Origin of the sequence: Paenibacillus sp. JCM 10914 (genome assembly GCF_001315105.1) — a bacterium.
Classification (GTDB): Bacteria; Bacillota; Bacilli; order Paenibacillales; family Paenibacillaceae; genus Paenibacillus_AQ.
The window spans coordinates 10,972-36,394 of sequence record NZ_BAZR01000022.1; the positions used below are offsets into that span (position 1 = coordinate 10,972).

The window sequence follows — 25,423 nt, forward strand, 5'->3', positions numbered from 1 at the left end:
AAGACCTGAAGCTCCCGTATAATGATGACGGAGCTTCAGGTGATGAATGTCAGAAGCGACAGGCTCCCTTGGGGAGCTTTTTGTTGTTGTTAGGACAAGCTGATGGTAATGATGGTAAGGATATAGATGAGTTGAACGAAAGAATGAGATGCAGCAGACAAGGGAGTACAATGATTCCAAAGAAATGCTCCTCTGGATATAGAGTTAGATCAATATAATTGTACGGTATGAATAACCGTGTTAAAGGAAAGAAGTGAACAGCACATCATGAAGAAGAACCGAAGCGGACGTGACGGACGCCGCCAGAGCAAGCCGAAGACCACCTCAGCGGCCATCGCCGGCCTGCCGGTCGAGAAGAACGATGAAGTCCAGATCGACATCATCGGCATGAACCATGACGGAGAAGGGGTAGGCCGGGCCGACGGCTATACCCTGTTCGTGCAAGGGGCTCTGCCGGGCGAGAAGGTCCGGGTCAAGGTGCTTAAGACCAAGAAGCAGTATGGCTACGCCAAACTGCTGGAACTGGTCGAGCCAAGCCCGAGCCGCATTGCTGCCCCGTGCCCAATCTACGACCAATGCGGCGGCTGCCAGCTGCAGCATATGGACTATGCGGCACAGTTGGCGTGGAAGCGGCAGCTGGTGGTGGACAACCTGGAGCGGATTGGGAAGCTGCGGGTGGTGGCTGGTGAGGGGTATGTAGGTGGCGAGAGTCAGGGTATGGCAGATGGAGTAGATGGCGAACAGCATGTGGGTGTTCAAGCAGGTAATGGGGAGAAGGGAGCCAACGCTGGTGGTGAGCACGGAATTCTCGTTCGTCCGACACTCGGCATGAGCGACCCTTGGCGTTACCGCAATAAGTCGCAGGTTCCAATCGGTGTTATTGAGGGGGGACTCGTAGGAGGTTTCTACGCCCGCGGCAGTCACCGCATCGTCGATATGGACGCTTGCCTCATCCAACACGAGCAGAACGACGTTGTTGTCAGACAGGTGAAGGAGATCGGGCGACGTCTCGGTATTACTGCTTATGATGAAGAGACAGGCAAGGGTTTGCTGCGTCATGTGGTGGTGAAGATTGGATTCACTACTGGTGAGATGATGATCGTGCTTGTTACGAACGGGGACAGAATTCCTAGGGTGGATGAATGGATCTCCGCGATCCGTGAAGAGCTGCCTGCCGTGGTCAGCATCTGTCAGAACGTGAATACCCGTAACACGAATGTGATTTTCGGAGATGTCACCCGTGTCCTGTGGGGACGTGAAGTCATCCATGATTATATTGGTGATGTGAAGTTTGCGATATCAGCGCGTTCTTTTTATCAGGTGAACCCGGCACAGACGGAAGTGTTGTATGGTAAGACGGTGGAGTACGCGGGATTAACTGGTAATGAGACGGTGATTGATGGCTTATTGCGGCATCGGGACGATATCCTTATTCTTGGCGCAGCACGCCAAGAAGGTGTATGGTGTCGAGATCGTGAAAGAAGCGATTGAGGATGCGCGGGCGAATGCGGAATTGAATGGGATGGATAACGTAACGTTTGAGGTTGGAGCGTCAGAGAATGTTATACCAGCGTGGAAAGAGCAGGGGATTGAGGCGGATGTGATTGTGGTTGATCCGCCGCGCAAAGGCTGCGATCCGCGTCTCTTGGAGACGATTCTGGAGATGAAGCCGGAGCGGGTAGTGTATGTGAGTTGTAATCCCTCCACTCTGGCAAGGGATTTGAGGATTCTCGAGGATGGTGGGTATAGGACGGTGGAAGTGACACCGGTGGATATGTTTCCCCATACGGTGCATGTGGAGTGTACAGTAAGACTTGAAAGAAAAGATACAGCCGATTAGACTATATCTTGGTTCTGTGAAAGAGGGTTGGATAAGTTATAGTGAATCATAATTTTTCCACCTTCGAACACTTCAATTTTTTGTATTAACCTTTGTAGAACGTGTTTCATGACCTGCACATCACCAATATCAAGGGTCGAGAACCGTTCTACTTCTTTTTTGAATACGTGCAATTGTTCAGATAGGTCTTGCCGTGCTTCAAGTAAAACGATTAGTTCAGCTTTTTTATTCGCTAATTCTTGTTGTTGCTGTACGATTCGTTCGTTTTGTCGCTTGAATTGCTCTGGCGTAACCGTACCATCAACTTTTAGAGTTAACAGTTCGTCGAAGCGTCTATCTGTTTGGGCTAATTCTTTGTCAATTAGCGCTAATTCCTTTTTAGTATTAGCCTGAACCGAATGCGTTTTTTCATTGGCGAAATCGTATAGCTTTTCCATATTGACATTATCCTTAACCAACGCAGATAAGTCTTCCCTAACAGTTTGTAGCAATTCTTTTTCCGCGATTATGTGTGATGAACAGTAGCTAGACGTATACTTTACATATCCGCCGCAAACATATGCGCCTTTTCGTCTATCGGGCTTGAAGTGCATACCACTACCGCAATCAGGACAAACAACGATATAGGAAAACAGACTTTCTTTACCGTTGCTTTTACTCTTCCCCTTTTTTCGCATGAGTTTTTGAACCGATTCAAAATCCTCTTCTGAAACTAGCGCAGGATGTGCGTTTTCGATAATAATTTGCTTATCTGCATCAACCTTACGACGAATTTTATATAGTTCCGATTCCGCAAGCGTTCCCGTCGTTTCTTGACGCCGATATACAAGATTCCCCGTGTATACAGGATTGGATAAAATATCTTTAATCGTACTTTGTTTCCATTTGGTTCCTGCATTTGAAATGCCAGCGCTAGCCCGCGGGGTCGGAATGTTTCTGCGCATCAAGTAATTGCTTATCGTGAACATTCCCCGACCTTTCTGTAAGTACAGACTATAAATCTCACGTACTATCGGTGCGGTTTTCTCGTCTACTTCATAGGCATTCGTTGCTTCGTTAATTGTGTACCCATATGCAGGAACCGAAACACGACGTGTACCTTTCAAAGCGCTAGACTGTAAACCGTACTTAATACGTGCGGATAACTTAGCGTTCTCTTCTTCTGCCAAGATTGCCTTAAGGTTGAACATAAAGCGACTAGAACTTGTAGCCGTATCGTAATTGTCCTCGGGCAAAATAAGGCGTACTGGTATGCGTTCTAATTGATCTGCCATTTGAAGACTGTTAAGCGTATTTCTTCCGAAGCGTGAAACTGACTTTGTAATTATTACGTCAAATTTCTTTTTCTTAGCGTCTTCAATTAGTCGCTGAATTTCTGCACGATTTTTTACACCTGCGCCACTTATTCCGTTGTCAAGGTACCGTTCTACGACCTCGAAGCCGTTTTCTCTTGCAATATTCTCAGCTAAAGCAATTTGGTTCATTAAGCTGCTTTTTTGTTCTTCTCTCTTTGTGCTGACTCTAGCATATATGGCACACTTCATTGTTTTGCCGCCCCTTCCGAAATAGAAGGAATGGCATTTACCCTTTTTTCATCGTACATAGTTGATATTAAGCTGTCAATTTGATTCCTAAGTAAAGCGATCAGCATATCTTCAAGCTTAACGGTTCCGATAAACGTTCTTTCGATTTTCATATTACACAACCTCTTGTTGTTTTGGTTGCGCCTTATGTCGCGGTAATAATTCGATTTGTGACACGTCCGCTTCCGATTAATTTCACGCTGTCTACCAAAGCTGACGATGCTGCTGCGTATCATCCCAATGTAAAGAATTGCCGACAATGCACCTCGGAGTGTTGAAACGCAATTGAACAAATGTCAAGAAATGAAGACATTCGGCGTCACAAACGATAGTCCCTTTACGACATATGTTTACGTGATTCAGTCATAGTGACAGAGCAGCGATGATTCAGCCAAGGGAGACGATGTAAAATGAACAGAAGAATTTTTTTTAAGGTTGACGTATTGGCAATTAGGGAAGCGGGTCTAATATCAACGCTAGGTGCTAACGGGTGGGCGACCTTGTGTGCTATTGCGGCATTCATGGACGAAGACGGCGTTTGCTATCCGACACAGGAAACGCTTGCAGATTTAATGGGAGTGACGAGACAAGCCGCTAATGTACGCGTTGGAAGACTGTTAAAGATTACGATGGAAGATGGTTCGCCACTTCTGGAACGTTCTTGGAAGGGACACGGATTTAGTAAACGGTCAGTATATCGAGTTAACAAGGCTTGCGGTGTGCTTATGGGACGTGAAAGGGATGATACGACGCGGATTAATGTCAAACCTACTATTGTAAGAGATGGTAGACAGTCGCACCCAATACGTAGTCAAGATTCATTGACAAGTAACGAAACGATAACGGACATTACCCTATGCAACGTAAGTGGACATAAAGAAGAACTAGTCATTAAAGAAGAACCAAACAAAGAAGAACCAACCGAAGTCAATCTCGATGATGAATGGAAGAACATTTACGTTAAATCTAAAGAAAATCGACTTCAATAATCCAACATAGAATGTTGTCTTATTAAAGCCGATCGTAAGCGCAAGCCATTTCTTCTAACAATCTATAAACTGATACAAGAATAACGTTAGAACTTCAAAATAAATGATAAATGATCTAAGACCATGTTCCTCCAAAGTGCTTATCGTTCCGCGCCCCTACTATCCTTTCATTATTTCGTGGACAAAAAATCAAAAGGGATTGTATAAAGGTAAGTGCGGGAACGATAGCGGTCGACAACGACACGAAGCGAAGGGACGTTTATGCATACGTATTTTAGAGTCTTAATTATAGCGGTTATTGTAGCACATTGGATATATACGTTCCCGCTTCGTATTGATACGCTGAAACCTGCTTACGGTATTATATCGAACCAAATTGTAAGTAAAAACGTTAATACTAAATGTGTTATATTATTCCTAAGGATTTTCATGTTAAGTTAACGGACAGTTTACTTTAGTGGTAATATCCCTATTTTGGATTATACGGTACGGTGGTGTGATCCTTAGGAAGGAAAACGGTAAGAGGGATCTGCGAGGGGAGCGAGTTCTCACGCGGATTTAAATAGTTTGAGATAAATTAAGATACAGAGAGGTGAAATATAATGTTCTTAACTGATAAAGATATGATTATGCACGGTCTGCTTTGTAAAAACTCTTATAATTTAAGAGAACTACTGAAAATAAATTTAGAACAAGAAGGGTATCTTCAAACATCTCCAACGGAATATTATATTGCAACAGTTTTAGATGAGATTATTAGATTACTAACGTCGATTATTAGGTGGGAAGACGACTTTAAAGATGGATTTGATAGCGATAAAGTAAAAACATTACTGGGGAATCTTATTATTCAAGGAATGAATAATGAAATAAATATGTATTTAAGAAAATTTATGGAGACATTAGTAAATCTTCTGTTATGGAAGAATTTAAGTGATGAAAGGTATATTAAATACTATTATTTAGTAAACGTGTATAATTCATTAAAAAATGAAATTAGTGATTTAGATGAGTTTTATAATATTCGATCTGAACGAAAAGGAAGACAATTGACGAATATAGAAAACTTAATACTTCAAGAAAGCATACATATAGATGAAAATAAATGTTTCTTTATTTTTATTGGTGACAGTAGAAGTAGAACTAATATTAAGGGCACAAATTTGTATTTGAAGGAATCATCTTACAGATATAAACTTAAAAAAGCTCTGAAAAGTTCAGATAACTTGGACAAATTACTGTTAGGATTTACTTATGAAAGATATTCTTATGCAAGTAGTAAAATTCATTTCAATTCAAACATTGACCACCAGCATTCAGAAGTCTTAGCTAATACCATCAGGTTTATGATGGTAATGATAAATAGAATTATTTGTCTATGTGGTGAAGTCCTAGAAATAACGGACTTAGATGAGATCAAAAATCTAGATGTGTATATGGATAAATTAAAATCTTCTATTGGATGGTATACACCTTTAACTAAAGATATTTATGATATTGATGACTATGTATACACTTTAGATGGTAAGCTAGGAAGAATAACAGAAAAAAAGACTAGTAGAAAATATGGATATAAATCATATAAGATACTCTTTCTTAATGATAACGGGGAAAATATAGTTGAGGATTACTTTCCAGCGCATGAATTTAAACGGATTCAACCTAAAGAAAAACTATATGATATGGTGTTTAAATCCCAACCACAATTTAAAGGAATATATGAAGAAAATCCAGATGAGGTAAAACTTAAATCATGCCTAGATGAAGCAATTAAAGTTGTTTGGGAGTTATCATTAAAAGATAAATATATTAATAATAAGGCGAAATAAATCTACTCTTATAGATGACAAATCACTCTCCAGGAAGTACAGAAAATCTTAATTGATGAGTGTTTATTTTATTGCACAATTAACAGTCTATATTTTCCTTTGGTCAGGTATAAAGAATTTCCGAGAACAACAGTTTTAGAGAAAACACATCGGAAACATACGTTAGATATGTCGAATATGTCCTGTTTTGAAAATATCGCTTCAAATGGAAAATAGATTGAAACCTGCACAACTATTGGGTTTCCAGCACGTCCATTCAATCCGAATGTATGCATAATCGGACATTACTTCGTTTTTGCAATAAAGTAATATTCATATGAAAAGCCGATGACCGTCAGATTTGATGACATTCTTCTCGTACATTGCCTTCCGCTTAATATCATTCGAAAAAGGTATAAGCAACCGACAAGTCGAAGGAATCGCCGCAGCTCAAAAGGAAGGGAAACGGTTCGGACGCCCAAAACAAGCCGTTACAGAGGCTTTCAGGCCATCATACGACGAATGGAAAGTAGGGGACATTACCGCCGTCGAAGCTATGAAACGTTCAGGAATGGGAAAAGATACGTTTTATCGTCGTGTAAAAGAATACGAATCGACTGTTACAAGTACGCAAAGTAAACGACATATATATATGGGAACGACGTCCGACATCGTTGTTCCTACCCTTAATATATGGACGTCGAAGAATCGAAAAGGATTCAATCGGCGTCTTTTTATTGTTTTCATTTGAAACTTGAACTTCAATGTTAACCAAAGCCCCCATCGGGGTAATCGGGATCACTTTGCCATGAAAAAGGGAATCAAAATTCACACGCATTTTCCGTAAATTCGATATCAGCAAGTTACAATCAGCGGAGAGGGAATCGTCATTTGGGTCTAATCCTTGCTGGATTACCATTGACGCGAGGGGAAACAATGTGTTGTGCAATATTTGCGTTGCGAACATTGGTGAAACCTTGACCGAATTAACGTAAAAATATGTACAATATGCCCATGTATGTAACATTAACTTTAAGGGGGTATGTCGTTGAGCAACTGGCTACCGTTTATTATTGTCACACTTATCATAATTATTGGTTTCGTCAAAACCATCTCATCTTACCGAAAAACAATAAAAAACCACAACTTCGCAATCGAATATATGAATAATTATAGAGAATTCTGTTCACCGTTGTTTCAAAACACTTTCAATAGCGACAAATATCAGTGGTTAAAAATGAATTCGTCAAAAATACAAACGCTTATGGGGTCGTTTGGTATAGCGTCAATGTATAAACCGCCAGGCGCAAACTATTACTTTAGTAACCATCAAATGATTATAAACGGCATAAGCAGCATTAGGGAATCCTATTCACACATGGATAATGGTTTCGGATTGAATTTGGATCGTAAAATACTGCAGGAAACTATCCGCATGATAGATGACATGTTGCTTACGTTTATAGGCGCTGCGGATAACTGGGTAAACGAAGCACAAAAGGAATTGAAAAATCCGTTAATATGGCTTCGAGAAGGTGTGCGCTTTGTTGTCACAAGTCCTGTATCTTTAATGTATTGGTCGGGACTAATACGGTATAGGACGTACAACACGCTTTCAAATAACTTTTTAGTCAAGCTACTATCATTCCTTATTGGCGTAATAGGCTTTGTCAGTTCAATTGTTACTATTGTAACTGGTTATACGCCATTCAGATCGTTGATAGGTTTTTAGTTTATAGACTGTCCGACCGCTTTCGCGAAGGAATAGCTATATTCGCGGTACTGGAACGCCATATTAAGCACGGTCGAACAAGTAACCGGAAACGAGAGCGTAAAGATCGCGTTTCAAATCTAGATTAGTTCGGGACATTCGCCCCAGTCTTATATATTTCGTCAGTCTTTCAGAATCACCACGTATCGCCTTCAATTGTTTTGCAGGGTACGTTTGCCGATAAAGAAAAGACGCCCCGGAGAAGAGCGCCTATTGAGTCGTGGGTAAATGCCATTCCATTAGTATTAAAAGCCTGTACTCCCTGACTACTCCACACATGTGGAGTGCTGTGTGTCGCTAGTAAGAATGCAGTGATATAAACCATATTTACCTAGTAAAATGCCCAAGCTGAGCACAAGCTTGGGCATTTTACTATAAGACAACATACACATTAGGGAATATATGGGAATATAGTTATGTGAAGCATACTTGTTGGAATTGAAACGGAAGCTCTATAATGGGAGGGAAGATTAACTTTTGTTTTGAAAAAGAGGTAAATGAAAATGACGACCACACCTTCGCATAATCCGAACGATCCTCGTGTTATCCGAACGCGACAGCTGATATTGGACGCTTTTATGTATATGCTTAATAAAAAGGATTTTAACTCCATAACAATCAGTGATTTAACGAAAGTAGCGACGATAAACCGGGCTACATTTTATTCCCATTTTCCAGATAAATTTGGTCTTCTAGATGCGTTATTGTCTGATGCGTTTATGGATTATGTCCATAGAAGAGTACCTGAAAATGCGATTTTGACGGAAGAAACGGTAAAAAATTTGATTCATTCCTTATGTGACTATCATGAATCATCGAGCAAGCAATGTGTAAGAAACTACGAGTCCGTTGCCCCGTTAGTGGAGAAGAATATTATTGTCGAATTGGAGAAATTTGTGCTGCAGCTATTATCTAAAACCTATGCACAAGAAGATGGCAGGAGTTTGGAGCAAGCGGCAACGATTATTAGCTGGTCCATTTATGAGATTACTTATCGCTGGTTTATTAAGGGGAAAATCGAAACACCTATTGAGTTATTCCATAATATCGCTCCTTTTTTTTCATTTTGGATCGTTTCCGAAGCGAACTGAGAAGAGGCAGCAGGCTGTTATAGCCTGCTGCCTTCTTCTGTTTACTGGCCGTATACGGTAAAAAAACAACATATACAGGGATTTGTGCTTTATGCGACAAATTTAAATTATTGATGGTTGAGGTGCCTTGAGACGGGCTGTATGATAACACTTGTATCATAAGTAACAGATGTTGTTTAAGGAGGCGTTACAATGAGTACAACTTATAAGCCTGAGGTTCAGGTTCCAAGTGTTTTCCATAAAAAAATAGGAGATATTATCGTTACGGTAATATCGGATGGAAATGCGGAATTAGGCTTGGAAGTCTTCTATGAACTGGAAAAGGACGAGGCCGTTAAAATCTTGCGAGAACATCTCCAGACGGTTCCAGCACACATGAATACGAATGCATTTATTGTGAATAACAACGGTCATATTACTTTAATTGATACGGGACTGGGGCAAAAGATGGGGCCTACCGGAGGCCGCTTGCTGGATAATCTGTCAGCCGCAGGCTACTCCGCCAGCGATGTTGATACCGTTCTTTTAACCCACATGCATCCGGATCATATTAATGGATTGATCTTGGAGGACGGAACGAAAGCTTTTCCAAACGCAGAGGTCATCGTTCATGAAAAAGAATATGAATTTTGGATGAATGGCAGCGCGGAAGAGCAGTTGCCTGATGAATGGAAAATGATCGTTACAATGGTTCAATCGGCAATGGAGCCCTATAAAGATAAGGTTGTGAGATTTACAGATTCCGTTGGCCTTCCTGGGATAACGGCTATCGAAGCCCATGGGCATACGCCCGGTCATACGGCCTATCTCATTGAATCGGAAGGCGACCGGCTATTAATCTGGGGCGATATTATCCAAAGTCCTGTTATCCAGCTGTCAAGACCGGAATTGAAGATCGCGATGGATATCGATTCTGAGCAAGCTTTGATTTCACGCCTAAAATTGCTTGATTTTGCCGTTCAAGAGAGAATTAGAGTGGCAGGCATGCATTTGGATTTTCCGGTTTTCGGATATGTCAAAAAAGAAGGTAATCGTTATATTTACGTGCAAGAGCAGTGGAGAGCGAACGACATTTAATGAGTTTGAATCCGATATGAAACAAGTCTAAGGTTTCTCCATTTTCATATTTTTAATTCAGCAAAATGATTGTTTTCCTGAAGGAAAACAATCATTTTGCTGCTGCTTATTATCTACGATTCATCAATGCCGTGAGCTTTGAAAATATCAAGCACGTCATTCATACACACAGCAAATTCGAGGTGAATACCAGTCGCAGTATAATTTTTATTCTCTAACATCCGTACTCGACACATGTGGAGCGCCTAATATTGATGGTACGAAAAGAGATGTGACAATGCTGGTGAGGAAGTTGAAAGATAGGCAGGCGATTCGCAAAGCTAGTCATTTCGTGCGATACTTGAGTAGATCAAAAAGATATTTATAAAATATAGAGGTTTAATAAAAGATGAGGTTTATGTTATGCCAAAAAACGATAATATGCTAGCCATTCTATGGATGTTGAATACGGGCGTAAAAATGACTGCAAAACAAATATCCGAAAAGTTAGAAATAAATATAAGGACAGTTTATCGGTATATTGATGCACTATGTGCCAGTGGAGTGCCTATAATATCCGACCCAGGTCATAACGGCGGGTATAGTTTGATGAATCATTTTATTAGAGCACCTCTGCTATTTGATATTGAAGAAAAGAAGGCACTCCTTCATGCTGCTATTTTTGCTAAAGGAGCTGGATACCCTTTGAGTGAGGCATTAGACAATGCTACATCAAAATTGAAAATGTATTCGAATCAGGAGCAGGAAAGTATACTTAGTCGTCATTTAGCCGGATTTGAAGTTATAAACCGTGTAGGAGACCATTCTGTTCAGCTGGTATTGGCGGAATTGGAGCAGGCTGTAGCAAACGAATTCTCTGTAGAAATTGATTATCGCACACGCTATGAAGAACAACCCAAGAATAGAGTGATAGACCCCTATGGAATGCTTTACTGGAACAATAAATGGTATACTGTTGCATTTTGTCATCTAAGGAATGAGATCCGCAGCTTTCGGGCAGAACGGATTCTACAAATTAAGCGTACTCAAAAAATATTTAAGCGTTCCGAAGCTTTTTCGGCCCGTGAATTTTTTATGCAAAATTTGTTACCTGATTTAGTGGACAAGGACGGGTTAATTTCTTTAATTATCCGTGGCAGGTCAGAGGCATTGGATGACTTATGCCTGCATTGGTTTTTGGGGCATCATCTGAAAGAGCGGACATCAAATCAAGCAATCTTTTTACTTGAGGAAAATTTAATTCATACATATGTACCTAATTTTCTCCTATCCTACGGGAAATCCATTCAAGTAATCGAACCAGAGAGTTTGAATGAAAAACTTGTTGCTGTTGCGTCGGAGTTATTGGAATATTACCAACTTTAATAGCTTCACTGACAGTAGATGTCAGTGAAGCTATTTTATAATGATTATAATCATGGATTGCCGATGGACGATTGGTATCCTTGATGAATTGTAAAATAAGGAGAACTTGCACATGAATAATACGGTATATCTTTATGTATTTGACACAATGTCAGACTGGGAAATAGGTTATGTAACTGCCGAATTGAACTCGGGAAGATATTATAAAAAGGGGCTGACCGCATCAAAAATAGTTACCGTGGGAATTGAAAAGACTTCTGTAACTACAATGGGCGGATTGAAAATACTGCCTGACATCAAACTGGATGAGTGCTGCATTGCAAGCACAGATACATTGATTTTACCCGGTGGAGATACATGGACAGAAACCATTCACCAGCCGATCTTAAAAATCGTTGAAAGGTGTTTGAAGGAAGGTATATTGGTTGCAGCTATTTGTGGTGCAACAATAGGACTTGCCCAGACAGGATTGCTGAATTCACGTTGGCATACAAGCAATGATCTGGAATACCTTAAAATGATCTGTCCCACTTACACGGGCGAAAAGTATTACAAAAAGGAGTCTGTTGTAACTGATGGAAAACTAATTACAGCATCTGGAATAGCTCCGTTGGAATTTTCTGTACATGTCTTGAAAGCTCTGGGCGTGATTAATTCAAAAACATTAGATGCCTGGTATAGTCTTAATAAGACTCATGAATCCAAATATTTCTATGAGTTAATGAATTCCCTCCAATGAAAGGCATAAGCATAAGTCCCAGGTGGTCTTGCCGCCAGATGAGGACAATACGTGTAGAATTACAGTGACTGACACTCAAGTCATGTGGAGAGTGTCTGTTCGTTGATTTATATGGGGTTTGAGTGAGTAGTTGGGGGAATGGGGACGTGAGCAAATTCGCGTCCTCATTTTAGTGCTATGTAGGTATGGCTGAATACATTTACATTTGGTGAAGGCTTATAACGAAACCACCATGTTTCAGGATATCCAGTCCGATAAGGCCATTAATGGAATTGATGTTTTCATGAAAGACGCTAAAATCTAAGCTGATGTTAGTCATGGTCATGCTACCTAACTGGATTTGATCAACTTCTTTTCGAAACGAATATTCATCTGCACCGATCCCAAAGCTTGGCACAAGTTTATCACCATTTTCGAATTTGATACCGATCTCTGATACAACATCAGAAGATAAGAGAATGCGCCGCGCCAGTATCAATTACCAAATTGTCGATTGTTAACGAGTGCGCTCTATAACAGATCGTCAATGATACGTGAAGCAAGCCATCGATATAATCCAACTGCATCTCATCGGCTCCTGTAGAAGGGATTTCTTCTAATCTCAATAGCTATTTTAGCTTGGCCCGTATGATAGACGATGTGGTTATCTCTACATTTCAACAGTTCCTTGGTTGCTTCATCTGGATCTTGAATCGCTTTGATTAAGGCTACTTCGTCAACATATTGAGTAATGTCTTCGGTATAAGAATTCAGAATTTCCAGAAGGACATATTGATCGGGGTAATATTACGAACAACTTCTTGCCATTGCATAGCATAACGCCTCGCTAACGGGTATTTTCTTTTCTTATTATACCAGACTTTCGGCATACGCCTATCTCAACGCTGCATATTGATCTGAATAAGAGGGGCTCACTACAACTATGTCTTATATCAAATAATTAAATGGACTTACAAATACAATTAATCAGTTAGTAGTTTAATAACGGCCATTTAGCAACATTGCGACTACAACTACGATGAAAAAAAAGTTTTGTCATATCGCTAAAGATTGTTTTGCATTGAGTGACAATACCCTCATCATTTTTTTTAATTTACATCAAAAAAGCTGACGTCATTCTCCCCAACGTCAGCTTCTTCAATATCAACCTCAAGTCAAGTACTTATAAAGCTTACCTTCCACCAAATGCTCTAGTATTAAATTCATGTGCACAACAGAGATGGATTGGCCATTCTTATCAAGCATCGTTCCTTGGATGGCGCTTTGAGGGTCCGGATGTGCTTTGCCGATATAATAGAACTCGCTTCCCTCCGCATCGTCTTTTTTGATGAACACATGCAGGTTAATGTCGAGCTCATCTGCCTGAATAATCGTGCGGACCTCATCTGATTCAAGCGTTCTTCTGCTTCGGGTTGACCATTTCAGAACATCAGGAGATATAAATTCCTCCTGATAGTTGGTGCTAGCTTCGACGCCTTCATGCTTGTGGTAGGTGACGAAGATGGGACAAGTCTTATACTTCGTTTTGTATCCATACATGGTGGAGCTTTCGTCACTAAACCAATTCAATAGTTTGCAGGAGTCCTTCCTGGAATACTTTTTATATAGGGTAAGCTGTTCATTACAATCATATTGCTCATTAATATAAAAAGCGGCTTGAACGATATCGGTGAGTATTTCCCTGAAATACACATTGCTTTGAATCGAATGGGACATTGCCGAGTGAAATAAAAACTGTTGTTCATCTGTAAAAACTACGATGGGGGTATCGCCATATTTTTTTCTCGTGGGTTCGGTGAAAAAGGACAGGTCGAGCACACGTTTAACGGATTCCAACGTCTCCGAATCTGTAGAGCATCTCTCTTCCATGACAACATGTAAAAATTCCTCAAAACTAACGCTCGTCTCTGTCAATAACATGCTGAGTAGGATGATCTCATGCCTGCGTTTACCATTCAGTACCTCGGCAGACAACATAAACAGATACTTTTTCTCTTGCTCGCTTAAAAAAGGAACAGACTCCTTAATCTTCTGCAAAAAGTGATAATAGCTTCCATGTTCAACCGAGAAGATCAGTGGATCAATGGAGCCGTGCTCCAGGAAATCCATGAGCGTCGGAATCCGATTCAAACGATGTTTGAGCTGGACATACTCTTCTCTCAGTATTCTAAGAGCGGTTAGGTTACTGTTGCTAATCGAGCGAAAGATTTGCTGCTTGGCGACTTCTTCGAAGTTGATTGTTGAAACCCCATTAATATAGCTAGTGTCTTTCATATGGCGACGGATATTATCCTTGTTCTGAGACTTATCTCCTGAGAGAGCGATGGGGATCAGATAGTTATTTTTGTAATTTCCGATAAAGTCGATGATCTACGTGTTTACGTAGACCGCGTCCAAGTTGTTGAACGAATACAATGTTGGACTGGGTCTGACGCAACATGACAACCTGGTTTACACAAGGAATATCAATTCCTTCGTTAAAGATATCCACCGTCAGGATATAGTCCAGCCGCCCATCTTCAAGATCAGTTACAGAACGGAGACGTCTTTCTTGAGAGTCGTCTCCCGTCAAGGCCACCGTGTCGTAGCCTCTCAAATTAAGTAGACTAGATAGTTCCATCGCTTCTTCTTTACGACTGCAAAAGATTAGGCCTTTCACGGTCTCGCCAGAGTATCCATAGTACTCGATCTTTTCTAATAAATAGGATACCCGCTCATCCGAAACCAATTTTGAGAGCATCGTGGTATCATCGATGATTTGGCCATTAACCTCAAAATCAGTGACTCCAAAATAGTGGAAGGGACACAGCATATCTTCTTCTAATGCTTCTTGTAGGCGAATTTCATAGGCAATGTTGTAGTCAAACAGCTCATAGATGTTAAAATCATCGGTCCGCTCAGGTGTGGCGGTCATGCCGAGCATAAACGTAGGTTCAAAATAATCAATAATTCTTTGATAAGAGCTTGCTCCAGCTTTATGCACTTCGTCTATAAGAATATAGTCAAAAGCTGCGGGATCAAAGCTGGTTAGATTGGAGGTTTTAGAAACCGTCTGGACAGTTGCAAATAAGTATTTAGCCTCTGTATCTCTACTAGTACCGGATAAAATGCCGTAATCTCGATCCACACCGCCAAGGATTCGCTGATAATCGACCATAGCCTTCTTCAAAATCTGCTCTCGGTGTACAACAAACAGCATCCGGCCCGGAGCAAAGCTCTTTACATCAAATGCAGAGAGATACGTCTTACCAGTACCAGTTGCAGAGATGACCAGCCCTTTCCGCGCTCCGCTAACACGCAAGTCCTGAAGGTTCCTGAGCGCATTCCTCTGCATGGTATTCGGCGAGATTGGACTGAACAACGTCTGTGGAATGGCTTCTGGAGCCAATGGGAGTACTTGGTTAGCTTGTGTGTTTGCTTTCAGAACCTCTTCGTATAGAATCTGATACGCTTCAATCCACTGTTTGGATAGAGGAATAGAATCATTCCAGACCTTATCGAATTCACTTTGAAACTGTTCTAATAATCCACCTTGCTTGAACGACGTTAGCTTCACGTTCCATTCGTAATTGGCTTTTAAAGCGGAAGCTGTAAGGTTAGAGCTCCCCGTAATAATGGTGGAATAACCTTCTTGGTGGAAAAGGTAGCCCTTCGCATGAAACCCACTCAGATCGGATAATCGGACCTCTACGTTTGTGATTTTAAGCAGCTCTTTATAGATCTTTGGCTGGTTAAAGTTCAAATAGTTAGAGGTCAGGATCTTACCGGTAATGCCACGCATTTTGAGATCAAGCAGGTGAGATTTGATTGTAGCTAGTCCACTTTCTGTAATGAAGGCAACAGAAAAAATAAAAAATTGGCAGTTATCTAGTTCTTCTAGGAGTGGTGTCAGTACGTAATCTTTATTTTCTTTATTGTTTATCAGAAGCTTAGGCTTGAATTTGTCCAAGGACTCTTGCTGGTGATTAATAAACGCCCAGCTTAAGGAATGGTTTAGTTGTTGAATAGAGGTATTCATTCTATCTAATTAAGTCCTGTTGGATTTTATGTACTGCTGGAATGTCTGCAGGGGCCCAGTCCAAGGACGTGAGCTCATCGGGTGACAACCAGGAGATGGCAACATGTTCCGTTAGCTCAGGCTTTCCACTCAGAAGATGGCAATAGAAAGTAGATAAATGGACAATGCCAAAGTCGTATTCATGGATGGTCGTCTCAATTGCATCACCAATTTCAATGACACAGTTCATTTCTTCGTCGATTTCGCGTTTTAATGCTGTCTGAGGCGTTTCGCCTTCCTCAATTTTGCCTCCGGGAAATTCCCATGTATACGCCAGGGTTTTGGTAGCCCCGCGTTGCGCACAGAGAATTTTTCCATTTTCGATAATGACAGCTCCGACGACGTGGATGTTTTTTTTCATCATTTTCCCCTCCGGTCTTGCAGCCTGGTAAATGTAAGTAGCTTTTATTCTATTCTATTATAGTTTAAGCCGTATGGGCTATACTTTCATACTACATTATGGATACACAATGAAGCAGTCATGCTACTCTACAACATTGAACGGATGCCCATGATGTAATGGGGGCGACCAAGAAAAGCATGCCCCCTTCGAGGATGGTGTGTTCCATTTAAGATTCGAACCTGTTCCTGAGCATCGATCATTCTGGTACCGCTGGACGAAAGAGATTTGCCTGTATAGTCTGTATATCCAAATATTTATCTTAAATTAAGAAAACATTACGTTAAAAAAAGGCGGTGAGAAAAAACTTGGATTGCAGAATCAGAAGATGATTTAGGTGAAGGTGATAGTTACTCCGGTCGATATAATGGATAGGTTCGGGGCTCTGCCGAAGGCTTGCAGTTCTATCGATTTCTCATGATTCATTATAATAACTCCTTAATGGTAGTTAGATTCATAGTATGTGGTTCTATAAGGAGGTTTTTGTAGGCTATTGACTACAATAAAGAAATTGATCCGAGTGTCACGTTAGACGAGTTCAACACATGGATGCCTCGCAGCTCCAGAAGCTCCTGAACCGCGTGGACGATGTACTGATTCACTTAGAGTAGCATCCAAGCCTTCCGAGTTGTATCGCTCGATTTTTTAATGGTATGATAGACCTTCACCAAGGGAAATATTTTAACTTTAGAAATTTGTTTTTTTAAACTCAAACTAACCTGGCACGATAGGTGTCATTGCCATAAATCTGCCGCGAAATATTGGTAGTCAGGCTTTGAGAACATAGGGGGATGACATGTCCTGGAGCAAATTGAAGCAACAACTGGAGAGCTTTCTCTCTCCTGTGTTACAAGGAAGGGTCGAATACCGGGCAACCAGTTATCGTTATCTGCCTGATAAATCCGGAATTTGTTATCTTGCCGTAGATAAAAAGAACGTACTCAATATGAGTGATACCACGAGCTCAATAAGGTGGTATCAGACGGAGCAGGAAATCAAGAATGATCCGGATATCCAAATTCCGATCAACCATGATGACATTGAAGCGGTCAGGAAGGATACCAAGGGGACCGTTCCCGAGGATCGTCTTAAAGTCATTGCCAGAAGCCGGAAAATGTCAGAACTTGCAAAAGAGCTTTTGTCAGCACAGGCCGCATTAAGTAAATCCAATTTTGTCGTTGTAGCTACTAGGTTTTTATCGAGTTCTATAGATGAAAGCTTGGAGAGTCATGATATCTTATTGAATATTTTAGCTTTGGTGGATAGACGAGTTGGCAAAAAGCGAATATTAAACATGGCCGAGAAGATGAAGTTAAAGCATCCCATCGTACAGTATTTTTATGAACTACGGCGCAGCACGTTATGAACATGAACTTGCATTTATAAGTAAACCGGAGATCCATTGGAGAATAGCAAGGAGGGGCATCGCCCCTCCTTTTTGACGAATCTATTGGGAGTATGCTCTTCTCTGGGGTATGATATATAAGTGAAGAAAAAGCAAGGCCAAGAACAGATTGTATTTACTATTTCGGGATAACGATTGTCCTGGTATGTATAGAGGGGTATTGGATATGACGAAGGATAATTTTTGGCGTGATTTACCACGACCTTTTTTTGTACTGGCGCCTATGGAAGATGTGACGGATGTTGTGTTTCGCCATGTCGTCAGTGAAGCAGCCAGACCGGATGTGTTTTTTACGGAGTTTGCGAATACCGAGAGCTATTGTCACCCGGAGGGGAACCATAGTGTGCGCGGACGTTTGACTTTTACAGAGGATGAACAGCCGATGGTAGCCCATATCTGGGGAGATAAACCGGAATACTTTCGTCAGATGAGTATCGGTATGGCACAAGAAGGGTTTAAAGGCATCGATATTAATATGGGTTGTCCTGTAGCGAATGTCGCTGAGAATGGGAAGGGAAGCGGCCTGATCTGCCGTCCCGACATTGCAGCGGAACTTATCCAGGCCGCGAAAGCTGGGGGACTGCCCGTCAGTGTAAAAACAAGGCTTGGTTTTAGTAGCGTAGACGAATGGCGCGACTGGTTAACCCATATTTTGCAACAAGACATTGTGAATCTGTCCATTCATCTGCGGACGAGAGAGGAAATGAGCAAAGTCGACGCTCATTGGGAACTGATTCCGGAGATTAAGAAACTTCGTGATGAGGTGGCAGCCGATACACTGCTGACCATTAACGGGGATATTCCTGACCGTCAGACCGGATTGAAGCTCGCTGAACAATACGGTGTGGATGGCATTATGATCGGGCGTGGTATTTTTCAGAATCCATTTGCGTTTGAGAAGGAGCCGAAGGAACACAGCAGTGAGGAATTGCTTGATCTGCTGCGGCTGCATCTGGATCTCCACGATCAATACTCGCTACTTGAACCACGTTCGTTCAGCTCCCTTGCCCGTTTCTTCAAAATATATGTTCGTGGATTTCGAGGGGCAAGTGAACTCAGAAATAGCTTAATGAACGCCAAGTCAACAAGTGAAGTACGTGCGTTGCTCGATGAATTTGTGGTGGAGTGACAGTAAAGGTTCAGGTAATGGATAGGTTTACGCATATAGCCCTTTAATTGAATTCTTTAATCATTTCGTAGTAGTAAAGCACGCCTCCTTGCTGATGTGGTCAAGCCCCCATTTAGTAGACAATAAAAAAACACCCTAGGCTGCAAACTGGCGTCGGTACTGTACTGATATCATAAGGATAGAGTCCTTCCGTTTTCAGATGCGAGAAGAAGCTCTCCATGGAGGCGTTGTCTAGGCAATTGCCCCGGCGAGACATGCTGATTTGGGCGCTAACCTTTGGCAGCATGTTGTGGTAAGCATGAGACGTGTACTGGAACCCTTGGTCGCTGTGAACGATCAATCCGGTCACGTCTTTTGCTTGGCAAATGCTTTGGAGAACGTCTGCAGAACCAGCTCATTGTCGTTACGTTCGCTAAGTTGGTAGGCCACAATCTCGTTATTGAATAGGTCCTTCACTGCCGAAAGATACAGTCAGCGCTCGCCTATCCGGTATTGAGTCACAACTAAACCCAATTCTGGTTTGGTTTTCGGCTGTGAAATTTCGCTTGAGCAGATTATCAGCCACACGTTCGGCAGCCTAGTATGTCATATTAAATTGACGTTTCCGGCGAATAATGGCTTGAAGACCGAGCTTTTGCATAAGACGCAGTACCTGCGTGTGATTCATCCATACACTTCATCCTGCCACAAAAACGCTTGATCTGACGATAACCGTACTTTTCTTCGTAGCGTTTATACACGGTGAGGATGAATCGTTTAGCCTCGGCATCTCGGTCATTCTTCTTCCGCTTTAAATACGCGTAGTAGCCACCTCTAGAGACGCCAAGGAGTTGGCAGTGTTCAGCTACTTGGCCGATGTTTGCCGCTTGTTTCGATGAGTTTGAAACGCTGTTATTTCTTTCCCGCATCCAGATTTTTAAACACTTTTTAGGATCGCATCCTCCCGTTTCAACTGCTGAACATATTGCTCCTGATCTAAATATTCCTTCCGCCGTCCTCGCTCATCGAGTAGACCAAATCCACGCTTTTAACGATATTTGCGCATCCAACGATTCATCCCACCCCGATCTTGGATTCCTAAATGATCGTTGATTTGCCGATACGTCCATTTTTCTTCTATGTGCAAACGAATGGCCTCCATCTTGAGTTTCTCAGAATACGTTTTAAACTTTTGTCCTTTAATCGCCATAAAAAAATGCACCCCTAGAATTTTCATCGGATAACCTAAAGGGTACACTTCAAATTAGCCGAGTGTTTTTTTCATGTTTATCTTTTCGGAACTGTACAGCTTAATCGAACGGAGAGCATGACCATAAATATTCATTATGTTTGCGATATTGTCATGACCCACACGCTATGAAATGAAATTAGCGTGTAAGCATTGGTTCATTAGAGTTGCTGATATGTGTAGCGAATTGTAGAAGCTGATATAACGTAATGCGTGAAATAAATTAAGTGTATTCATTGAAAACGATGAGGATGGGAGATAAACCATCCTCCAGGACTAGGAGCTCTAATTTCACAAAGCAAACAGCCTATTCCTATTGGAGTAGACTTTATTATTTTTGTAGAGGATGATTTTATGTTGACTGTCGAAACATGTTGTATCAAAAGAGTTGGTAATAATGGAGAATCTGTTTCCTATCTTAATAACAAGGAACACCGTGGTGTAATCCGATAGCATCGATAGAGAAAATCCTGTTGGTTTTTAGTTGACTTTTTTTTGTTAAACAGCTCTAGTCTGACTTGAGTAGAGGTATTGATTCCCAATTCATTTATTCGTATTAGGGTTTTAAAATCATCAAACGCAATTAAAAAACATATATTGTACTAATATTCATTTACTTCTATAATATGGAACTGGAGGTGGTTGATATACTACCTACCAAATAATAGGAGGGATGATTAAATGAAAAAAATCGTTGCTTCGATGTTTGCACTCGTATTAATGTTTACAATGTCTGTCGCAGCATTTGCAGAATCTACTACTCCAAAGCAAGAAGAAATCAAAGTTATCAGCCTAACAATTGGTGATGAAACAATTGAATTAGTACAAGGTCAATCAGTTTCTATTCCAATGCAATTGATCCGACCTGAAGGTGAAATTAGTCCTTTGGAAACTTTCCCTGGGAACGGAGGACTTCTTACCTTATACGCTACTTCTACAACAGTTGAATATAATCTTGCGATGACTATTCCCGTCACACACTTCTCTGGAATATTAAGTATAATGAATATAACATCTGGTATGAGTCATGGCGCGACTCCAGTATCAGGGTTCTCAGGTTCAGTTCCTTATACAGCATATAAAGGTCACATGTATAACGCACATTTAGATGGTACAGCATACTTCGGACTTACTCCTGTAGCCAAAACTGTTCCTAATACGATTACTTGGAGAATTAATCTTTAATTAAATGGGGCTGTCCCAAAAGCAGATTTGTTTGCGAGATTAGACAGATCATTTGATGAAAAAGCGGAATAAACAGTGAATGGCAGTGCCAGGAGAGACTATCCCTGCACTGCCATTTCTACTTTTTGGTCAACCGCCGCTTTCTTGAGCAGATTGCGGGCGAGCGAAAGCCACCCGACCTCAAGGCTCACTTTTCGCAGGCCTCGAAGCAGAAAACGTCGGAATCCTCGATTGTTTTTCATCTGACCAAACACGCTTTCGGGCTCGATCATTCTCCGAACGGATAACGCGTGTCCTTCTTCACTTCGGAGTTTTTCACGGACTTGCTGTTTGTACCTGAGATATTTCATACTCACGCTGATTTCCCGGTTGCCCTTGGCTTTTGTACAAGCTTCTTTGAACGGGCAACCGTCACAGCTTTCACTTCGATAATGTCGCTTCCGTATTTCATAGCCACTTTCCGTTATTTCCTTCCCTTCATAACGAAATCGTAGCTTGCGCCCGGCCACGCACGTCCACGTATCTTCTATCTCGTCGTACTGCCAATGGTCCAGTTTACTGATATCTTGCTGCCACTTCTTCGATTTTTCCTTGTGGTAGGTACTGTACTTCACCAAGGCTTCAAGCTGTTCGCTCTCCAAATACGCGTAGTTTTCTTCTCCACCGTATCCTGCATCCGCGATCACCGTTTTTGGCAGCTTGCCGAGCGCGGCTTTTACTGTCTCCAAATGCGGCTTCAGGCAGCGTGTGTCGGTTGGGCGCTGATGTAAGCTATACCCAATAATGAACTGGTTTTCCGTTCCGATCTGCACATTATAACCGGGTTTGAGCTGACCATTGCGCATGTGGTCTTCTTTCATTCGCATGAAGGTCGCATCTGTATCGGTCTTGCTGAAACTATTCCGATCTCCGAGAACCTCTTGCTGTGTCTCATATTTTCGGAGTCGCGGCAGCAAATCTTTACGAAGGACACGTACCGCTTTTTTCAGGGGTTTGTCCTGGGGCCGGGATTGTAATTTCGATTCCAGACGCTGGACAGCGACTTCCAGTTTTTCGCTCGTCACTGTAGACGCCTCGCCAAGTTCGGCGAGGTCTTGGTCCGCCCATTCGTACGCTTCCTGCTTCTCCGCTTCTTCGATGCTGGCGAACAAGGTCTGGATTTTATCTTGCAGCTTCGCTTTGTGTTTCACGACCGCCTTGCCCCAAACGAAGGTGTATCGATTGGCGTTCGCCTCGATCTTGGTGCCGTCCACAAAGTAATGATCCAGTTGCACGTACTTCTCCTCAGCCAGAAACTGAAGAACGGTGGTAAACACCGTCTCCAGTACGTTTTTCATTCGTTCTGATCGAAACCGGTTGATGGTACGGAAGTCCGGTCTTTGCCTGCCCGCGATCCACATGAACATGATGTTTTCGCGGACCGCTTTGGCGATCTGGCGAGAGGAGTAAATTCTCTGGGTGTAAGCGTAAATGATGACTTTGGTGAGCATTTTGGGGTGGTAACTGTCTCGCCCACCGCCCGAGTAGGCTTCTCGGAAAATCTGGTCGTCCAAACGATTGACCGCCTCGTTCACAACGCGAACAAGGTGATTCTCTGGAATATCTTCTTCCAAATCCATTGGCAGATAAAGTTGGTCCATGGTATATTGAATGTACAAAAGAAGCCCTCCTTTTTAGATGGTTGCTCGACACTTCCATTTTACTAAGGTACGGCTTCTTTTTATATGGAAAAATTAAAAAACAGGGGCTGCCCCAAGCCATTTGATGACTTATGGGACAGCCCCATTTAATTACCGTAACGATGTTTTATTAAACAGGTAGTGAAGAAAAATTGATGTAGTCGCAATGCGGTAGCGATTTTCAAATGAAATTTGGTCGTAGTTACCATTTAACATTTGCTCAACATCGTTTTCATCTACTTTAGAATACAAGGCAATAGTTTGGCAAGTAATATTAAAAACCTGATTTAAGACCTCAAGAATTCCCCGTACTCGTTCATCTTCCCCGACTTGTTCCATTCCGGTAGATAACATGACCAATAGCTGTTTTAATGTGGTTAAGTCATGCCCATACTCCTGCTTATTTATTAGCTCTTCATCAATTCCCGTTATCAAACCTAACGACTGTGTTGATATATGATACTTATTGGTAACTATTTCAAACATTCGACCGAATTCATCTTCGTCATTGTTTGGTATAACTATTTTTTTAATAGAGTCCACAGATTCACAATCCCCTTTCGAATAGTAGTAGTTCTAACTACTACTAATATATCTCAATTTATGGAATTAATACAAATTTTCAATCAAAGGTAGACTGAATTAGCCAATAGTTTCCTTTTCCTGGGCCAAACCTGACCAAGAGAGAAAACTCGATCGAGTATTTCTCAACTATCCATCACATAAACAAGGGAAAATACCTGAGTTAAAGTTCCTGAAAGCAAAAAACAGGCCGCTTCGCAAAGATATATTTCTAGTATTAAAATATCTAAAAGACCACCACTATATAAGTTGGCCCAACATTACGATCCTGTTGATCAGTAAATATTTTTTCAATGAGGAAGAAGTAGTGATTGTACGTAATATTTTAATCGGTTTATTGCTGGGGCAGGAGCGTACTGATATGCTGAATGCAATCCTAACAGGTTCACATTTATATACAAGACAGGATTTAAAAGCAGTATTCAAGCTAGGATGGGTGTACTATTCCAAAAAAAGCAGCTGAAGAAGTGATGTCTGTTCCTTTTCCGTTGACAACACATATGGAGAGTGTGGCGGTGTTGGTGAGGGACGGGAAGTAAGTAACGCGGCGCTATTATGTTCTCTGCCTAGATCAATTGCAAATGTAAACCTTTGGTACGGTTCGACAACCAGTGTTTCTGATGCTCTAGTTCAGCTAATTGGGATTTCAATTTTCCCTTTTGCATACAGTATACAATTGAAATTACTAATTGATATGGAATTCTTCAACTCACTCGGTCTTCCCCATAACTCTTGATTATATATTATTTTAAATCAAACTAACCTGGCACTATAGGTGTCATTGCCATAAACCTACCGCGAATTACTGGTAGTCAGGCCTTAAAATCATAGGGGGATTACATGTCCTGGAGCAAATTAAAGCAACAACTGGAGAGCTTTCTCTCTCCTGCGTTACAAGGAAGGGTCGAATACCGGGCAACCAGTTATCGTTATCTACCGGATAAATCCGGAATTTGTTATCTTGCCGTAGATAAAAAGAACATACTCAATATGAGTGATACAACGAGCTCAATAAGGTGGTATCAAACGGAGCAGGAAATTAAGAATGATCCGGATATCCAAATTCCGATCAACCATGATGACATTGAAGCGGTCAGGAAGGATACCAAGGGGACCGTTCCCGAGGATCGTCTTAAAGTCATTGCCAGAAGCCGAAAAATGTCAGAACTTGCAAAAGAGCTTTTGTCGGCACAGGCCGCATTAAGTAAATCGAATTTTGTCGTTGTAGCTACTAGGTTTTTATCGAGTTCTATAGATGAAAGCTTGGAGAGTCATGATATCTTATTGAATATTTTAGCTTTGGTGGACAGACGAGTTGGCAAAAAGCGAATATTAAACATGGCCGAGAAGATGAAGTCAAAGCATCCCATCGTGCAGTATTTTTATGAACTACGGCGCAGCACGTTGTGAACATGAACTTGAATTTACAAGTAATCCGGAGATCATTGGAAGCAAGGAGGGACATCGCCCCTCCTTTTTGACGAATCTATTGGGA

18 protein-coding genes and 2 pseudogenes are annotated in these 25,423 nt (G+C 41.5%); 12 read left to right on the plus strand and 8 right to left on the minus strand.

The window, feature by feature from the left end; genetic code table 11:
* Positions 1-267 precede the first annotated feature (267 nt).
* Positions 268-1,840: pseudogene (gene rlmD, locus JCM10914_RS20070) on the plus strand (23S rRNA (uracil(1939)-C(5))-methyltransferase RlmD).
* On the opposite strand, the gene JCM10914_RS20075 reads toward rlmD, so the two are convergent.
* Together JCM10914_RS20075 and JCM10914_RS29005 are read right to left on the minus strand one after the other, a co-directional pair.
* Positions 1,837-3,384: a recombinase family protein gene (locus JCM10914_RS20075; protein ID WP_023964045.1), complete on the minus strand. Its 1,548-nt coding sequence runs from the start codon at positions 3,382-3,384 to the stop codon at positions 1,837-1,839. The pseudogene rlmD and the gene JCM10914_RS20075 sit on opposite strands and share 4 nt — an antisense overlap.
* The gene (locus JCM10914_RS29005; protein WP_023964046.1) at positions 3,381-3,536 is read right to left on the minus strand and encodes a hypothetical protein; all 156 of its coding nucleotides are present in this window, start codon (positions 3,534-3,536) and stop codon (positions 3,381-3,383) included. The genes JCM10914_RS20075 and JCM10914_RS29005 overlap by 4 nt, the downstream gene beginning before the upstream one ends.
* A 297-nt stretch (positions 3,537-3,833) precedes the next feature.
* Here JCM10914_RS29005 and JCM10914_RS20080 point away from each other — a divergent pair, with 297 nt between their 5' ends.
* The 7 genes from JCM10914_RS20080 to JCM10914_RS20115 all read left to right on the plus strand — a co-directional run bounded on the left by JCM10914_RS20080 (position 3,834) and on the right by JCM10914_RS20115 (position 12,263).
* Positions 3,834-4,412 (plus strand): helix-turn-helix domain-containing protein, encoded by a 579-nt coding sequence (locus JCM10914_RS20080; protein ID WP_052019880.1) that lies wholly within the window; start codon positions 3,834-3,836, stop codon positions 4,410-4,412.
* Between the two features lie 602 nt (positions 4,413-5,014).
* Positions 5,015-6,241, plus strand: a complete 1,227-nt coding sequence (locus JCM10914_RS20085; RefSeq protein ID WP_023964048.1) for a hypothetical protein — start codon at positions 5,015-5,017, stop codon at positions 6,239-6,241.
* Positions 6,242-7,262: 1,021 nt separating this feature from the next.
* Entirely contained in the window at positions 7,263-7,952 is a 690-nt protein-coding gene (locus JCM10914_RS20095; RefSeq protein WP_231638719.1) for a hypothetical protein, read from the plus strand.
* 542 nt (positions 7,953-8,494) lie between these two features.
* On the plus strand, positions 8,495-9,082 hold the full coding sequence (locus tag JCM10914_RS20100) for a TetR/AcrR family transcriptional regulator (protein WP_052019882.1): 588 nt from the start codon (positions 8,495-8,497) through the stop codon (positions 9,080-9,082).
* A 192-nt stretch (positions 9,083-9,274) separates the two neighbouring features.
* The gene (locus JCM10914_RS20105) at positions 9,275-10,159 is read left to right on the plus strand and encodes an MBL fold metallo-hydrolase (protein WP_023964050.1); all 885 of its coding nucleotides are present in this window, start codon (positions 9,275-9,277) and stop codon (positions 10,157-10,159) included.
* A gap of 402 nt (positions 10,160-10,561) precedes the next feature.
* Positions 10,562-11,524 (plus strand): YafY family protein, encoded by a 963-nt coding sequence (locus tag JCM10914_RS20110; RefSeq protein WP_023964051.1) that lies wholly within the window; start codon positions 10,562-10,564, stop codon positions 11,522-11,524.
* 112 nt (positions 11,525-11,636) lie between these two features.
* A complete protein-coding gene (locus JCM10914_RS20115; protein ID WP_023964052.1) occupies positions 11,637-12,263 on the plus strand; it encodes a type 1 glutamine amidotransferase family protein in 627 nt (208 codons plus the stop codon).
* 1,149 nt (positions 12,264-13,412) lie between these two features.
* Here the strand turns inward: JCM10914_RS20115 and JCM10914_RS20125 are convergent.
* Positions 13,413-16,281 (minus strand): annotated as a pseudogene (locus JCM10914_RS20125) (DUF3427 domain-containing protein).
* Between the two features lies 1 nt (position 16,282).
* Positions 16,283-16,681, minus strand: coding sequence for a (deoxy)nucleoside triphosphate pyrophosphohydrolase (locus tag JCM10914_RS20130; protein ID WP_036719238.1), 399 nt, complete (start codon positions 16,679-16,681; stop codon positions 16,283-16,285).
* 835 nt (positions 16,682-17,516) lie between these two features.
* On the opposite strand from JCM10914_RS20130, the gene JCM10914_RS20135 reads away from it, so the two are divergent.
* On the plus strand, positions 17,517-18,086 hold the full coding sequence (locus JCM10914_RS20135; protein WP_023964057.1) for a hypothetical protein: 570 nt from the start codon (positions 17,517-17,519) through the stop codon (positions 18,084-18,086).
* A 205-nt stretch (positions 18,087-18,291) separates the two neighbouring features.
* The gene (locus JCM10914_RS20140; protein ID WP_023964058.1) at positions 18,292-19,254 is read left to right on the plus strand and encodes a tRNA-dihydrouridine synthase; all 963 of its coding nucleotides are present in this window, start codon (positions 18,292-18,294) and stop codon (positions 19,252-19,254) included.
* Positions 19,255-19,831: 577 nt separating this feature from the next.
* Here the strand turns inward: JCM10914_RS20140 and JCM10914_RS31970 are convergent.
* Positions 19,832-19,921, minus strand: a complete 90-nt coding sequence (locus JCM10914_RS31970; RefSeq protein WP_370570269.1) for a hypothetical protein — start codon at positions 19,919-19,921, stop codon at positions 19,832-19,834.
* Between the two features lie 360 nt (positions 19,922-20,281).
* On the minus strand, positions 20,282-20,443 hold the full coding sequence (locus tag JCM10914_RS30745) for an IS3 family transposase (protein WP_023964059.1): 162 nt from the start codon (positions 20,441-20,443) through the stop codon (positions 20,282-20,284).
* Positions 20,444-21,163: 720 nt separating this feature from the next.
* Here JCM10914_RS30745 and JCM10914_RS20150 point away from each other — a divergent pair.
* Entirely contained in the window at positions 21,164-21,667 is a 504-nt protein-coding gene (locus tag JCM10914_RS20150; protein ID WP_036719241.1) for a hypothetical protein, read from the plus strand.
* Between the two features lie 98 nt (positions 21,668-21,765).
* Here JCM10914_RS20150 and JCM10914_RS20155 read toward each other — a convergent pair whose 3' ends face one another.
* Positions 21,766-23,325 carry an IS1182 family transposase gene (locus JCM10914_RS20155; protein ID WP_023964060.1) on the minus strand — a complete coding sequence of 520 codons (1,560 nt, stop codon included), beginning with the start codon at positions 23,323-23,325 and terminating at the stop codon, positions 21,766-21,768.
* Between the two features lie 132 nt (positions 23,326-23,457).
* Positions 23,458-23,889 (minus strand): HTH domain-containing protein, encoded by a 432-nt coding sequence (locus tag JCM10914_RS20160; protein ID WP_052019883.1) that lies wholly within the window; start codon positions 23,887-23,889, stop codon positions 23,458-23,460.
* Between the two features lie 879 nt (positions 23,890-24,768).
* On the opposite strand from JCM10914_RS20160, the gene JCM10914_RS20165 reads away from it, so the two are divergent.
* Positions 24,769-25,338 carry a hypothetical protein gene (locus tag JCM10914_RS20165; RefSeq protein ID WP_023964062.1) on the plus strand — a complete coding sequence of 190 codons (570 nt, stop codon included), beginning with the start codon at positions 24,769-24,771 and terminating at the stop codon, positions 25,336-25,338.
* Positions 25,339-25,423 lie beyond the last annotated feature (85 nt).

Excerpts from the sequence above, each read along its gene's own strand:
- JCM10914_RS20075 (WP_023964045.1), bottom strand. The coding sequence starts at position 3,384 with ATGAAGTGTGCCATATATGCTAGAGTCAGCACAAAGAGAGAAGAACAA.
- JCM10914_RS29005 (WP_023964046.1), bottom strand. The coding sequence starts at position 3,536 with ATGAAAATCGAAAGAACGTTTATCGGAACCGTTAAGCTTGAAGATATG.
- JCM10914_RS20080 (WP_052019880.1), top strand. The coding sequence starts at position 3,834 with ATGAACAGAAGAATTTTTTTTAAGGTTGACGTATTGGCAATTAGGGAA.
- JCM10914_RS20085 (WP_023964048.1), top strand. The coding sequence starts at position 5,015 with ATGTTCTTAACTGATAAAGATATGATTATGCACGGTCTGCTTTGTAAA.
- JCM10914_RS20095 (WP_231638719.1), top strand. The coding sequence starts at position 7,263 with ATGTCGTTGAGCAACTGGCTACCGTTTATTATTGTCACACTTATCATA.
- JCM10914_RS20100 (WP_052019882.1), top strand. The coding sequence starts at position 8,495 with ATGACGACCACACCTTCGCATAATCCGAACGATCCTCGTGTTATCCGA.
- JCM10914_RS20105 (WP_023964050.1), top strand. The coding sequence starts at position 9,275 with ATGAGTACAACTTATAAGCCTGAGGTTCAGGTTCCAAGTGTTTTCCAT.
- JCM10914_RS20110 (WP_023964051.1), top strand. The coding sequence starts at position 10,562 with ATGCCAAAAAACGATAATATGCTAGCCATTCTATGGATGTTGAATACG.
- JCM10914_RS20115 (WP_023964052.1), top strand. The coding sequence starts at position 11,637 with ATGAATAATACGGTATATCTTTATGTATTTGACACAATGTCAGACTGG.
- JCM10914_RS20130 (WP_036719238.1), bottom strand. The coding sequence starts at position 16,681 with ATGAAAAAAAACATCCACGTCGTCGGAGCTGTCATTATCGAAAATGGA.
- JCM10914_RS20135 (WP_023964057.1), top strand. The coding sequence starts at position 17,517 with ATGTCCTGGAGCAAATTGAAGCAACAACTGGAGAGCTTTCTCTCTCCT.
- JCM10914_RS20140 (WP_023964058.1), top strand. The coding sequence starts at position 18,292 with ATGACGAAGGATAATTTTTGGCGTGATTTACCACGACCTTTTTTTGTA.
- JCM10914_RS31970 (WP_370570269.1), bottom strand. The coding sequence starts at position 19,921 with ATGAATCACACGCAGGTACTGCGTCTTATGCAAAAGCTCGGTCTTCAA.
- JCM10914_RS30745 (WP_023964059.1), bottom strand. The coding sequence starts at position 20,443 with ATGGCGATTAAAGGACAAAAGTTTAAAACGTATTCTGAGAAACTCAAG.
- JCM10914_RS20150 (WP_036719241.1), top strand. The coding sequence starts at position 21,164 with ATGAAAAAAATCGTTGCTTCGATGTTTGCACTCGTATTAATGTTTACA.
- JCM10914_RS20165 (WP_023964062.1), top strand. The coding sequence starts at position 24,769 with ATGTCCTGGAGCAAATTAAAGCAACAACTGGAGAGCTTTCTCTCTCCT.